13 protein-coding genes are annotated in these 12722 nt (G+C 68.5%); 6 read left to right on the top strand and 7 right to left on the bottom strand.

Annotated elements, in window-relative coordinates; translation table 11 throughout:
- Positions 1 to 2: 2 nt before the first annotated feature.
- Positions 3 to 2099, bottom strand: coding sequence for an adenosylcobalamin-dependent ribonucleoside-diphosphate reductase (locus ABGB18_RS45915; RefSeq protein WP_347702013.1), 2097 nt, complete (start codon positions 2097 to 2099; stop codon positions 3 to 5).
- A gap of 203 nt (positions 2100 to 2302) precedes the next feature.
- Positions 2303 to 2857 carry an Hsp20/alpha crystallin family protein gene (locus ABGB18_RS45910; protein ID WP_347702012.1) on the bottom strand — a complete coding sequence of 185 codons (555 nt, stop codon included), beginning with the start codon at positions 2855 to 2857 and terminating at the stop codon, positions 2303 to 2305.
- A gap of 143 nt (positions 2858 to 3000) precedes the next feature.
- On the opposite strand from ABGB18_RS45910, the gene ABGB18_RS45905 reads away from it, so the two are divergent.
- On the top strand, positions 3001 to 4188 hold the full coding sequence (locus tag ABGB18_RS45905; RefSeq protein ID WP_347702011.1) for an AMP-binding protein: 1188 nt from the start codon (positions 3001 to 3003) through the stop codon (positions 4186 to 4188).
- A gap of 37 nt (positions 4189 to 4225) precedes the next feature.
- Complete coding sequence (locus ABGB18_RS45900) at positions 4226 to 4483, top strand: fructose 1,6-bisphosphatase (protein WP_347702010.1); 258 nt, start codon at positions 4226 to 4228, stop codon at positions 4481 to 4483.
- On the opposite strand, the gene ABGB18_RS45895 is transcribed toward ABGB18_RS45900, so the two are convergent.
- From ABGB18_RS45895 to ABGB18_RS45875, 5 genes are all read right to left on the bottom strand, one after another.
- Complete coding sequence (locus ABGB18_RS45895) at positions 4468 to 4569, bottom strand: universal stress protein (RefSeq protein ID WP_347702009.1); 102 nt, start codon at positions 4567 to 4569, stop codon at positions 4468 to 4470. The genes ABGB18_RS45900 and ABGB18_RS45895 overlap by 16 nt on opposite strands.
- Before the next feature lie 361 nt (positions 4570 to 4930).
- A complete protein-coding gene (locus ABGB18_RS45890; protein WP_347702008.1) occupies positions 4931 to 6127 on the bottom strand; it encodes a cytochrome P450 in 1197 nt (398 codons plus the stop codon).
- 32 nt (positions 6128 to 6159) lie between these two features.
- Positions 6160 to 6744, bottom strand: coding sequence for an isochorismatase family protein (locus ABGB18_RS45885; RefSeq protein ID WP_347702007.1), 585 nt, complete (start codon positions 6742 to 6744; stop codon positions 6160 to 6162).
- A gap of 126 nt (positions 6745 to 6870) precedes the next feature.
- Positions 6871 to 7623, bottom strand: coding sequence for an NAD(P)H-binding protein (locus ABGB18_RS45880; RefSeq protein WP_347702006.1), 753 nt, complete (start codon positions 7621 to 7623; stop codon positions 6871 to 6873).
- 15 nt (positions 7624 to 7638) lie between these two features.
- Positions 7639 to 8136 carry a carboxymuconolactone decarboxylase family protein gene (locus ABGB18_RS45875; RefSeq protein ID WP_347702005.1) on the bottom strand — a complete coding sequence of 166 codons (498 nt, stop codon included), beginning with the start codon at positions 8134 to 8136 and terminating at the stop codon, positions 7639 to 7641.
- A 202-nt stretch (positions 8137 to 8338) separates the two neighbouring features.
- Between ABGB18_RS45875 and ABGB18_RS45870 the strand changes: the two genes are divergently transcribed.
- The 4 genes from ABGB18_RS45870 to ABGB18_RS45855 form a co-directional block, all read left to right on the top strand.
- Positions 8339 to 9286, top strand: a complete 948-nt coding sequence (locus ABGB18_RS45870; RefSeq protein WP_347702004.1) for an RNA polymerase sigma-70 factor — start codon at positions 8339 to 8341, stop codon at positions 9284 to 9286.
- A 419-nt stretch (positions 9287 to 9705) separates the two neighbouring features.
- A complete protein-coding gene (locus tag ABGB18_RS45865; protein ID WP_347702003.1) occupies positions 9706 to 10281 on the top strand; it encodes a hypothetical protein in 576 nt (191 codons plus the stop codon).
- Positions 10282 to 10361: 80 nt separating this feature from the next.
- Entirely contained in the window at positions 10362 to 10502 is a 141-nt protein-coding gene (locus ABGB18_RS45860) for a hypothetical protein (RefSeq protein WP_347702002.1), read from the top strand.
- Between the two features lie 434 nt (positions 10503 to 10936).
- Positions 10937 to 12722 (top strand): prolyl oligopeptidase family serine peptidase (locus ABGB18_RS45855; RefSeq protein WP_347702001.1); only part of this gene is annotated, 1786 nt, incomplete at its 3' end.

Here is a 12722-nt window from a genome sequence, read left to right as displayed (position 1 = left end):
CTTCAGAACTCGCATACGTGGTGGGCACAGCCGCCGGCGTAGGAGCTGTCGACGTGGATCGGCGCCTGCTGCGGTGGTTCTCCGAGGAAGGTGAGGACCTGGCCGGGTTTGCTGCCGTAGCGGTAAATGGTGATGCCTTTGACGTCGGCGTGCCATGCGTCGAGGTAGATGCGTTTCACTTCGTCGACCGTGGCGGACGCCGGCAAATTGATCGTCTTGGACACTCCCCCGTCGATGTGCTGCTGGACGGCGGCCTGCATCGCCAGGTGCGCGCCGGGCGGCACCTGGGCGGCGGTGACGAAGGCGCGGCGAACGTCCTCGGGCATCGACGGGTCGTCGGGAAGGGCGCCGGTGGCGGCGATGTCGGCGATGAGGCGTTCGGACCAGAACCCTCGGGCGCGGGCCGTTCGCTCGAACAGCGGGTTGACCTCGATGAGGTGGCGGTCGAGCACGTTACGTACGTAGGCGATGGCGAACATCGGCTCGATCCCCGAGGTGGTCCCGGCGATGATGGAGATCGTCCCGGTCGGCGCCACCGCGGTCAGCTGCGCGTTGCGCAGCGGCGGGGTGCCGTCTCTGGCGTGGACGCTCTGCTCGAAGCAGGGGAACGGACCGCGTTCGGCGGCAAGCTCGGCCGAGGCCCTGCGGGCCGCGGCGGCGATCCGGTGCGCTATGCGGCCCGCCAGCCGGACCGCCTCTACCGAGCCGTACGGCACTCTCAGCATGCACAGCAGCTCGGCGAGTCCCATGAATCCCAGGCCGATCTTGCGCGTCCGGCGCGCTGCCTGGTCGAGTTCCGGGAAGGGGAAGCGGTTCACCTCGATGACGTCGTCGAGGAACCGTACCGCCAGTCCCACGGCGTCACTCAGGCGCCGCCAGTCCACGTCGCCACCGGTGACGAACCGCGCCAGGTTCAATGAGCCCAGGTTGCACGACTCGTACGGCAGCAGCGGTACCTCTCCGCAGGGATTGGCCGCTTCGATCCTTCCGAGCAACGGTGTGGGGTTGACGCGGTTGATCTCATCGGTGAACAGCAGCCCGGGATCGCCCGAGCGCCATGCCTGCGTGGCAATGAGGTCGAACAGGTCGGCGGCGTCGACCTCGCCGGTCTGCCGTCCGGTGCGCGGGTTGACCAGAGGCCAGGGCGCCCGGCTCTCGACGGCGCGCATGAACGCGTCGGAGGCCGCCACCGACAGGTTGAAGTTCTCCAGATGCTCGGACTCGGACTTGGCCGTGACGAACGCACGAATGTCGGGATGCGCGCAGTCGAGCACCGCCATGTTCGCCCCCCGGCGACGCCCACCCTGACGGATGACCTCGGTGGCGAGGTCGAAAATGCGGATGAACGACACCGGACCGCTGGCCACACCGTGCGTGCTGCGCACCAGGTCACCGGCCGGGCGCAAATGCGAGAACGTGAAGCCGGTGCCGCCCCCGCCCTGCTGGATGAGCACAGCGTCCTTGACCGCCGTGAAGATCGATTCAAGGGAGTCCTCAACCGGCAGGACGAAGCATCCCGACAGCAGGCCGAGCCCCGTCCCCGCGTTCATGAGCGTCGGGGAGTTCGGCAGGAACTCCAGCGCCCGCATGGCGCGGCTGAACTCCTCGGCCCAGCGCGCGGACGAGCCGGGGCGGAATTCGTCCTCCCCGCGCGCCACGTGCTGGGCGACCCGATCCATCATCTCGCCGGTCGACTCGATCACGGCCCCTGCCTCGTCCCGGCACAGATAGCGCTCCTTGACCACGACCGTGGCCGCGAGGCTGAGCTTGAGCTCGTCGCGCACACCGAGCAGGCGTTTGGCCTCCCGCAGTTCCGCACGGCGGTTGCGGTAGAGCAGGTAGGCACGAGCGATGCCCGTGAGCCCTGCCGTCATGAGGGTGTCTTCGACGACGTCCTGCACCTGCTCGACCGTCGGTGTCCGGCCGTCGAAACGTGCGGCGATCTGGTCGACGACCTGATGGGCGGCCTTACCGGTCACACCCGGGTCCGGAACCCCGGCCTCGACCGCCGCGCGGTGGATCGCCCGCCGGATCTGCTCGGGATCGAACGCCACGACCGTGCCATCGCGCTTACAGACCTCGCGGGGAAGTACGGCCATCCAGATCACCTCTCCCGCCCGTGCCCCCAACCTCGGTTCCGGTTCTGCTCATCGGCGGGTACTCGCGCCTTTCGCGGTTGCCTCGCACCTGAGCAGAAAGTGAGACCTCGCCGCCGAGGCGAGGCACCCATCGCCTGCCCGCGGCGATCACGGCCCTCATCATCACCCGGGCCAGCTACAGCTCCACAGACCATTTCCCCTGGTCAGTCATGACATGCGTCGATGAGGCCAGCACCGACGAGATAGGCCCTCGCTTGGCCGTCTGATGACCAACGGGAAGAACCGCCATGTGGCCCGGACTCCTCGCAGGGCAGGGTCAAGACTGTCTTGATCAGCCGTATGTTCGCCCTCTGTCTCGACCCGCACAGCGCATTGGCGCGGATTGCCGACGAGCAGGCCGTCACGGCCCACCTCCTGCCACAGGCGGCAGAGATCGGCGAGCCGTAGTCATCCATCCGAGCAGGGTACGGGTGACCCCGGGATGGACTCACGAATTGGGCCCCTTCGGCCCTACGTGTCACCCGGTGCTCCTCGCGCCGCTCCGCGTGGACGGTGAGCACGCCGTTGGTCAGGTCGATCTCGACCTCCTTCCCGGGATCGATGCCCGGCAACTCGACGCGGAGGACGTAACGGCCGTCCTTGACGTAGTCGTCGAACCGCATGGACTGCCATGTGCGTGACCGCATGGCGGCCAGCGGCTCGTCGAACCGGTCGAGCAGATCGGGCAGGAAGCGCTCCCTGCGCATCAGCGCGTCCATGGATATCTCCATGTCCGTTCGGGTGCTATATGGGTATTAATCCCATTTGTGGAGGCTTCGGTGCAGGGGCGGAGGTCCTGGGCGCCAGGGTCTTCGGCCCGCCGTGTCGCCGGTGCGGTCCAGCCGATGGGAGGGGACTCGTGGTGACGTGGGATCTCATCCACAAAGCCGTTCGCCGGACCGCTGCGCCCAACCTGGCCGATTATGGGAAGGAATGCCGCACGTTTTCCTGGGAGACGGCTCAGCGGGCCTTCCTCAGCGGGCTGCCGGGCGGCCGGGGGCTGAACATCGCGTACGAGGCCGTCGACCGTCACCTGGACGGACCTCGGCGCGACCATGTGGCGCTGCGGTGCGTGAGCAAAGACGATCAGGTCGTCGACGTGACCTACCGGGATCTTCATGTCGCGACGAACCGCTTCGCCAATGCGCTGCGCGGCCTGGGGGTTGGCAAGGGCGAGAGAGTGTTCACCCTCCTCGGCAGGACGCCCGAGCTCTACGTGACGGTCCTGGGGACGCTCAAGAACGTCGGCGTGCTGTCCCCGCTGTTCTCCGCGTTCGGCCCCGAACCGATTCGCGAGCGACTGCGCCTCGGGGACGGGCGCGTGCTGGTCACCACGCCTGAGCTGTACGCGCGGAAGATCGCGTCCGTTCGAGAGTCCCTGCCGGGCCTGAAACACGTGCTGGTGACCGGCGGCGGGCCCGCACCCGAAGGCACCCTGCTCCTGAACGAGTTGATGGCAGGCGCGAGCGAGGATTTCGAGATACCGCCCACCGACCCGGAGGACATGGCGCTGCTCCACTTCACCAGCGGCACCACCGGCAAGCCCAAAGGCGCGGTGCACGTGCACCAGGCCGTGCTCGCCCACCACGTGACCGCGGTCTACGCCCTTGACCTGCGCCCGTCGGACGTCTTCTGGTGCACCGCCGATCCCGGCTGGGTCACCGGTATGTCGTATGGCGTGATCGCGCCCCTCAGCCTCGGACTCACCGTCGTGGTGGACGCCGGGGAATTCGACGCCCGCCGCTGGTATCGCGTGCTACGGGACCAGCGGGTGACCGTCTGGTACACCGCCCCGACCGCCCTGCGCATGCTCATGCGCAGCGGCGATGCCCTGCCCCGCGAGTACGATCTGTCCCGGCTGCGCTTCATCGCCAGCGTCGGCGAACCGCTCAACCCCGAAGTGACGGTCTGGGGTCTGCGGGCGCTCGGCCTGCCGGTCCATGACAACTGGTGGCAGACGGAGACCGGTGCCATCATGATCAGCAACTATGCCTTGATGGACATCAAACCGGGCTCCATGGGGCGTCCCCTGCCCGGGATCCAGCGATGACGCACACCCGTCACGTTTCGACGGTCCACCGCGTGTGGTGGCGTTGGGCTTCCAGATCCATGACAGCAAGCTGATCGGCCCGCGCGAGCTGTTCGCCGACCCGGCCTTCGACCGGGCGCGCGAGCAGGCGAACGAGGCGATGGACTACTTCCGCCGCCATGGTCCGTTCGAGCCGCACCGGCTGCCGCTGGACGACCTGGAGTACACCACGATGACAGTCCTCAGGGAGAGGCTCGCCGACCGCTGGACTCCCATGACGACCGAACTGGCCACAGCAGGTCAGCGGCCAGGTTGATCGTCACCACGGCGACGCACCACGGCCACCGGGCAGTGAGCGTGGTGCAGCACGCCGTGGCTGACGGAGCCGGTTGCCGCTCCCACCGACCACGAACTGGACGCTGACCAGCACCATCAGGAGCGCACTGACCGCCAGGTACCGCACCGATCCGTCCCGCCCGCCACACCAGGAGCGCGGCGATGATCTGCAGGAGCATCGCGACCGTGACGAGGGGGCCCGTGGCATGGTGCAACTGGTGACTGCCCTCGCTGGACAGGAGCTGTCCAGCGGTGATCCCCTGCACCAGCAGCGCAGCGGACAGGAACGCTGTGCTCGCCTTCATCAGGCCGAGGAACCGGGGGCGCACGGGCCGCTTCGCATGAGCGGAGAAGGGAGCTTGGTCGGCGGTGGCATGGGATCACCCCTTGGTGGTCGGGTGCCGGGTGGGTGAGGTGCCGGCTCCTCTCACCAGGTCACCCGCAGCGCGTGCACGCCGTACACGAGGCTGAAGACGCGGAAGTCCACCTGCTCGTACGGATCGGCCAGGGCGAGGCCGGGGAAGCGGCGCAGCAGTGCCGGCAAGGCGATACGCATCTCCATCCGCGCCAGCGGCGCCCCGAGGCAGTGGTGCACACCATGTCCGAAGGCGACGTGGCCGGCGGCTCCCCGGGTGATGTCGAGGGTCTCGGGATCGTCGATGAAGGCCGGGTCGCGGTTGGCTGCGGGAAACGAGCAGATCACGAGCGATCCCGCGGGGATGGTATGCCCGGCGATCTCCACCTCCGTCGTGGTCGTGCGCGGCGGCGGCAACTGCACGATGGACAGCCAGCGCAACAGCTCCTCGACGGCGGGCTCGACCTGCGCCGGATCCTCGCGGATCATCGCCAGCTGGTCCGGGTGCACCAGCAGGGCCAGGGTGCCCAGGCCGAGCATGTTCGACGTCGTCTCATGTCCGGCCAGCAGCAGGAGTCCCGCGATGCCGATCAGCTCATCGGTACTGAGATCGTGCCCGTGCTCGCGCACCAGCATGCCCAGCATGTCCTCACCAGGATCCGCCTGGGCGCGGGCCACCAGGCCGGCCATGTAGGCGCGGTCCTCCCGCTGCGCCGCGACGAGCTGCTCCATCGGCAAGGAGGTGTCCAGCCGGCGCACGGAACGCTCGTGGAACTCGGCGCGGTCGGCATGCGGCACACCCAGCAGCTCGCAGATCACCAGCGACGGCACCGGCAGCGCGAAGTGCTCCACCAGATCGGCCGGCTTGCCCGCCCGCTCCAGATCGTCCAGAGCCGCCTCGACGATCTCGGTGATCCGCGGCTCCAGCCTGCGCATCCGCCGTACCGTGAACTCCGGGGTGAGCATCCGGCGCAACCGCGTGTGCTCGGGCGGGTCGAATCCGATCAGCTGCCCGGCCCGCATCTTGGCCAGCTCGTCGGCGTTCATCTGCCCGGATCCCGGGAGCGGCGTCAGGGCGCTGCTGAACCGGGACGGATCCGCCAGCACCTGGCGAACGTCCTCATAGCGGCTGATCACGTACGCGGGCGCGCCGAACGGCGTCTCCACCCGCACCACACCCCCGCCGTCACGCGCTCGGGCCAGCTCCTCGACCGGGTTGAGCCTGTTCCTCCGCATGTGCAGCGGCAATTCCGGGGCTTGCGTCATCATCTGTCCTTTCGTCCGGTAATCGTGTGGGACCGTCAGGCGCGGGTCTTGGCCAGCAGGCCGATGATCTCGGCGGTGGAACCGCTCTCGCCGAGGAGTGGGAAGATCCGTTCCACCGTGTGGTGATGCGCCTCGGCGTCCCGATCGGCGATGGCGTCCGTCACCAGCGTGACGTTGTAGCCGTGCTCGTAGGCGGCGCGGGCGGTGGACTCCACGCCGATGCTGGTGGCGATCCCGGCCAGCACAAGCTGTGTCACGCCGCGGCGGCGTAGCTGCAGGTCAAGGTCGGTGCCGTAGAAGGCGCTCCAGGTGCGCTTGGTCACGATGATGTCGCCGGGGTGGCCGGTCAGCTCATCGACGATGGCGTCCCAGCCCGCCGGCAGAGGGCCAGGCGGGCGGGGGATCTCGGTGCGTCCTGGCACGGCATCTGATCCGTCCGCGTTGGCCGTGAGCCGGACCAGGACAACCGGAGCGTTGTGGTGGTGAAAGGCGTCAGCCAGTTCGACCGCACGGGCCACCACCTCCGAGCCGGTGGTGGGGGTGGTGGGGAGGCCGACGACGAGGTTCTGAAGATCGATGAGAACGAGTGCGGTCGTCGCGTCGATCGTGGTGACGGGCATGAGCAAGCCCCTTTCTGCGGATGTCGTCCGAAGAGGCAGCCACTGAGTCCCCGAAGGTGAGGCTTGGGGAGCCCTTGTTCTCGGGGCCCCGGGTGGTGGAGTTCCGAGAACAAGGGCGAGGTCGGCTCAGGGCTGGGTGTCGAGCCACTCCTGAAACGTGGGTCCGGCGAGCTTGGCGTGCGGGCCGGGCAGGAACCCGCCGTCGGCGGCGATCTCGGCATCGGGGATACCGGCGCCGTCGACGCCGACGACCTTGACGCCCCGGCGGGCGCCGAGAAGCTGGGCAGCCCCGGCCATGGTCTCCTTGCGGGGTCCGGCGATCTCGGGGATCGGCGTACCGAGGGCGGCGGGGGCGGTGGCCAGGTCGACCAGTTCCTCGGCCACCGTGCGGCAGGCCACGAGCTGGGTGGGCAGGGCCGGGACGTAGGCGACGTCTCCCTGCTGCCAGTCCAGGAGCTGGCCGACGAACTCGTGGAACTGCGCGGCCCGCAGGATGCAGACGGGGAGCGGGCCGGACAGGAGAAGTTCCTCGTGCACCTTCTTGGCGGCCAGGAAACCGGCGGTGGCCTTGTCGGCGCCGATGATGGACGCCATGGCGATCCGGGCGACCCCCGCCTTCTGGCCGTACTCGTGCAGATTGCGGGCCGACGTGCGGAAGAACTCCGTCGCCGCCTCCTGGTCGGAGGCGTGCCACGAGGCGACGTCGATGATGACCTCGGCCCCGGTGAGGGCCTCGGCGAGGCCCTCACCGGTGATGATGTCCACGCCGGTGGCGCGGGACATCGGCACGACCTCGTGTCCTCGTTCGGTGAGGACGTCGACGACGTGGCGGCCCAGCCGCCCGGTCGCTCCTGCCACCGCGAACGTGGTGATGCTCATGCTGTTGTGCCTTTCTTACGCGCTGTAGTTCTGGCCGGGGGGCATGCCGGGGATCGGCTTGGCGATGAGAGCGGCGGGGGTGAAGAAGCCGATGTGGGCGATCGCCATGATGAGTGACCACATCGCCTTGTCGTCGTAGTGCGCCGACGCCCTGGCGTACAGCTCGTCGGGGACGCGCTCCCCGGACGGGTTCGGGGTGAGGACCGCCTCCACCAGCTCCAGCGCGACCCTTTCCGCATCGGTGAAGTAGGTGGCGTCCTGCCAGGTGGCCACGGCGGTGATGCGCTCCTCCGATTCCCCCAACCGGCGGAGGTAGCCGGTCTCCCGGATGGCGAAGTACGTGCTGCCGAGGATCTGGCCGGCGCGCAGCTGCAGCAGGCTGATGGTCGTCGGGGGAATCGGGCCGTTTCGGAGAGCTTTGTGCAGCGCTTCGCCGACCTCCGCCATCTCGGGGAGGAAGGCGAGGGGGTTGGGCATACGCGACCGCTGGTCGGTCGTCGTGGGCGTGGACATGGGAAAGACTTCCCTTCTCAACTCGTCGTGGTGCTGTACGGATCGTTCGAGCGGCGTCCTGACGACCACGAGACGTCGGCGCCCCGATCCCCGTAACAGCGCGGCCATGTGACATAGGCCACCTACCGTGGGCGTTACAAAGCGGTGGGGATCGACGTCTGGTGCGTGTGTCAGTGCGGAGAACGAACAGGCAGGGGCGGGCATGACCGAGGGCAGTGAACGACGTGCGGACCCGGCCGAGCCGCTCGATCGTGTCGGCCATGTCGGCTCCTTGGACTCCGCCACCGAGGCGTTCGTCGCCCACCGCAACCTGCTGTTCACCGTGGCCTACGAGATGCTCGGCTCGGCTGCCGACGCCGAAGACGTCCTGCAGGAGACCTGGCTGCGATGGGTGGACGTCGATCTCGGCACCGTGCGGGAGCAGCGCGCCTACCTGGTACGGATCGTCACCCGGCAGGCGCTGGACCGGCTACGCGCGCTCGGCCGGCGCAAGGAGTCCTACGTGGGGCCGTGGCTGCCCGAGCCGTTGCTCACCGCGCCCGACGTGGCCGAGGACGTCGAGCTCGCCGAGAGCGTCTCGATGGCGATGCTGCTGGTGCTGGAGACGCTGCAGCCGACCGAGCGGGCGGTGTTCGTGCTGCGCGAGGTGTTCGATCTGGACTACGACGAGATCGCCGAAGCCGTCGGCAAGAGCCCGAACGCGGTACGCCAGATCGCCTACCGGGCGCGGGCACACGTCGCCGCCCGCCGGCCCCGCGGCATCGCCTCCCCGGCCGAGACCCGAGCCGCACTCCAGGCCTTCCAGCGAGCGGTCGAAACCGGCGAGTTGCAGGGCCTGCTCGACGTCCTCGCGCCGGATGTCGTCGCCCTGAGCGACGGCGGCGGAATCAGGCACGCCCTGCTGCGGCCCGTCGTGGGGATCGACAACGTGGCTCGCCTGCTGGCCGTCGGCTGGTGGAAACGCGACGCGGAACGGTCGGTCGAGCTGGTTCAGATCAATGGCGGCCCTGGGCTGCTCGTGCGAGTCGACGGGGAGATCGACGGAGTGGTGGCGGTGCGCGTGGAGAACGGCTACGTCACCGGCGCCTACCACGTGCGTAATCCCGATAAGTTGTCGCACGTGGAGTGGGAGACCGCCGTGACTCGCTGAACTTTACGAGGCGGTGGGTCGAAGCGCTCATTGATACGGCGATCAACGTGCGGAGCAAAACGCTCTAAATATCACCTTTCAGGTCTAAGCGGCCCCACTTACGTTGCCGTTGTTGCTCGTGGTCCTGTTGCCGCGCCGCGCTGATGGGCCCGATGCCGGCTCACCGCCTCCGTGGGGCCCGGAGGAGCGGGCAAGACCTGGCTGGCCGCACAGCAGAGGGAGATGTTCACCACCGTCTCGGCCGAGGGCGGGCAGTGGATCCCGAACACCACCTACGGGCTCGGCGTCTTCTCCCAGAAGCTGTCCTGCGGAGCGACGGCCTGGGGCAGGGCCCATGCGCTCGGCATAGCCAGAACTTGCACATTGTTCAGGAGTGACTTGCACAACGTTCAAGTCGTGCCTATGCTTCAACTTGAACGATGTTCAAGAACGCCGAAAGGAAAGCCGTGCCACCTGCTGTCTTGATCGCTTCGATACTGCAGTTCTTGCTTGGAGCGACCTTTGTGATCGTTGCCGCCAACGGCGCTCGCTTCGGCCGCGGCGCCCAGAGCGCAGCCGAGACCGAGGTGTCCAGGCAAGGCTTTCCCACCACCGTCCTGACCCGGAGCCGGATCGACTTCGGAGCAGGCCGCGCCAGCGTCGTGGTCGCGGTCTGCATCGGCCTGTGCCTGGTGGCCCTGGCTGCGCTCAATCTGACAGGAAACGGGACCGGCCAGATTCTGTCGTGGATCGTCCAGTCACTCATCTTCGTGCTCGGTTGCCTCATCATGCCCGGCGAGGTGTTCCTTGTTCGAGGCATCGAGTCCACCTTCAAGAAGTCCGGCGATCCGGCCTTGCGGAGCATCGACGTCAAGGCACTCGTCGACGCCGCGGTTGGCGCCGTTCCCGCCTGGTCTCGCTACGTGATCGCTGCGCGCTTTGTGCTGGCGACGGTGGGCTCAGTGCTTGTCATCGTCTTGCTGATGATTCCGTCCGCGAGCGCACACTTCGGCTAGAACCTGCCCGCTGGATTCGGGCAACGACGCCTTTCCACAGCGGATTCCCTTCGGGCCTCTTCGGCGGCATGGTCCTCATCATGATCGGCGTTGCCGGTTTCGCCCTGGCCATCACCACGGCCCTGGAGTGGGTGCCCGTCGTGAGCGGCGTGCTGTCCGGAATTGTTATTCTGGCCGGATCCACCGCCTACTCCTGGCGCACGCTGACGTCGATGCGGTAGTCCAAGCGCAGCCCCGTCTCCCGAATCTGCTCACGCGGTGGACGACCACCCGTCGAAGCAGCCAGATCGTATCCGCTCAGCCCAGCCGCTTCCCCAGATAGAGCCATACCCATCGGATATTCGTGGCGCACACAGGCCAGACTGCAGATATGGGAGTCAGTCCATCCGAATTCCCATCGGCTCCTGAGCTCTGACGTTTGCCGGAGGAAGTGTGCGCCTGGTTTGACGATTGTCGGTGTCGAGAGGGGTGACCCCGTCGGTACGGTGCAGAGGTCCCGCCGGGGGAGGAGTTCGATGAGCGCGCCTGTCTTCACGCCCAGCCAGCACGTCGAGTAAAGGCCGAGACCGACGAGGTCTGGGAGCACAAACTGCAGATCGAGCTGTACTCCGCGCTGTGCGTGACAGGCCGGTGGAGCAACTGGAATGGAGACCCGATGACCACCGATCCGCATGAGTGGCTGCGGCCGGACACCGGCGAGTCGCTCGCCTGGCAGGAGCGGCAGGACGCCGCCGCGCGCTCGTTCGTGCGTGACTGGGAGCATTTCGCCCAGGTACGCGACGAACTCGCGGCCGGGCCCGCTGCGCAGAATGCCTCCGACAGCCTTGGGACGAGCACGCCGCGCCGCCTCGGCGGCCGATGGTTCCGGCTGGCTCCGGTGGCGCCGGGGCAGGCGGCGCTGGGCCTGTGGGTGTCGGATATTCCGGACGAGCCCGGCAGGCTGCTCGTCGATCCCCGCGCGGGCGAGTACCTGCGTGGCGGTGAGCCGGCGCAGCTGGTCTGGTACGAGCCCTCGCCGGACGGCACCCGCGTCGTCTTCGGCGTCTACCACGGTGGCGAGATGATCGGCCCGCTCCGCGCGGTCGACACGGTGACCGGCCGCGATCTGCCGATCGGATCGCACCGGCACCTGCTCACCGGTGCCGTCCCCGGCTGGCTGCCGGACGGCGGCGGATTCTACGTGTGCGATCGTTCGGAGACCGGCGACCACCGGGTCTGGTTCGTGCCGGTGCAGCCGGCGGGCGAGATCGGTGCGCCGGTCCACGTGATCGGCCGCCATGAGCTGGCCACCTCCCCGTCCGGGCTGACCCCGCAGGTGTCGCCGGACGGCCGCTGGGTCATCACCCTCACCGGGCAGCACGAGCAGGTGGCCGGCCATCTCGGCGACCGGAGCACCAGCACGTGGCGGAGGTTCGTGCCCGACGGCTACGCGGGCGAGTGCCACGGTATCTGGTACGACGAGGACACCTACGTTGCGGTGGTCACCGGCGACGCGCCGCGCGGGCGGCTGGTCGCGATCCCGGTCGCCACCTCCACTGACGTACGGACCTGGCGCGAGCTCGTACCCGAGTCCGAGGCGGTGCTGCGCTGCGTCACCCGGATCGGTGACCGCCTCGTGCTGTGCGAGGTGGCCGACGCCGTCGCCGCCTTCCGGCTGGTCACCGCGGAGGGCAAGCCTGTCGAGCGCATCGCGACGCCCGGTCTCGGCAGCTCGCCGACGGCCATGGTGAGCCGCCGCTTCGAGCGCTCGGAGGTGCTGACGTTCTCCTACAACACGTTCGTCGACCCGCTCACCCCGTACCGTTACGACGCCGAACTCGGCGAGCCGGTCCCGGCCGGTCCCCGGCAGGCGGGGCTGGCCGGGATGACCGTCGCCCGTCGCTTCGCGACCAGCAAGGACGGGACCCGCGTGCCGTACTTCGTCGTGCACCGCGCGGATCTCGACCTCGACCGGCCCTGTCCCGCGGTGGTGAACGGCTACGGCGGCTTCAACGTGGCTTGGCTGCCGCGTTTCCTGGGCAGCTACGCGCCGTTCCTGCGTGCGGGCGGCGTTTACGTGCACGCCATCCTCCGGGGCGGGGCCGAGTACGGCCGGGCCTGGTACGAGGACGGCCGGCTGTCGCGTAAGCAGAACACCTTCGACGACCTGTTCGCGATCGCCGAGGACCTGATCGCGGCCGGCTTGTCCGAGCCCGCGCGGCTGGGCTTCCATGGAGCCAGCCATGGCGGCCTGCTCGCCGGCGTGGCACTCGTCCAGCGGCCCGACCTGTGGCGGGCGCTGGTCGCCGAGGTGCCGCTGTTCGACATGCTCCAGCCGCTCGGCCCCGGCCACCCGGCGCCGCAGGCGGTCCGCTCGGTCTTCCTGGAGGACTACGGAGATCCGGACGAGCCTGGGGACGCCGACATCATCCGCGCGTACTCGCCGTATCACAACATCGCGC

Source organism: Nonomuraea sp. B12E4 (assembly GCF_039871825.1).
Taxonomy (GTDB): Bacteria; Actinomycetota; Actinomycetes; order Streptosporangiales; family Streptosporangiaceae; genus Nonomuraea.
The sequence above is the reverse complement of the archived record's forward strand: the minus strand, read 5'-3'. Positions and strand labels throughout refer to the sequence as shown.

Bases quoted from the DNA above. Each gene is read 5' to 3' on its own strand.
- ABGB18_RS45915 (WP_347702013.1), bottom strand. From the start codon at position 2,099: ATGGCCGTACTTCCCCGCGAGGTCTGTAAGCGCGATGGCACGGTCGTG.
- ABGB18_RS45910 (WP_347702012.1), bottom strand. From the start codon at position 2,857: ATGGACGCGCTGATGCGCAGGGAGCGCTTCCTGCCCGATCTGCTCGAC.
- ABGB18_RS45890 (WP_347702008.1), bottom strand. From the start codon at position 6,127: ATGATGACGCAAGCCCCGGAATTGCCGCTGCACATGCGGAGGAACAGG.
- ABGB18_RS45885 (WP_347702007.1), bottom strand. From the start codon at position 6,744: ATGCCCGTCACCACGATCGACGCGACGACCGCACTCGTTCTCATCGAT.
- ABGB18_RS45880 (WP_347702006.1), bottom strand. From the start codon at position 7,623: ATGAGCATCACCACGTTCGCGGTGGCAGGAGCGACCGGGCGGCTGGGC.
- ABGB18_RS45875 (WP_347702005.1), bottom strand. From the start codon at position 8,136: ATGTCCACGCCCACGACGACCGACCAGCGGTCGCGTATGCCCAACCCC.
- ABGB18_RS45870 (WP_347702004.1), top strand. From the start codon at position 8,339: ATGACCGAGGGCAGTGAACGACGTGCGGACCCGGCCGAGCCGCTCGAT.
- ABGB18_RS45865 (WP_347702003.1), top strand. From the start codon at position 9,706: ATGTTCAAGAACGCCGAAAGGAAAGCCGTGCCACCTGCTGTCTTGATC.
- ABGB18_RS45860 (WP_347702002.1), top strand. From the start codon at position 10,362: ATGATCGGCGTTGCCGGTTTCGCCCTGGCCATCACCACGGCCCTGGAG.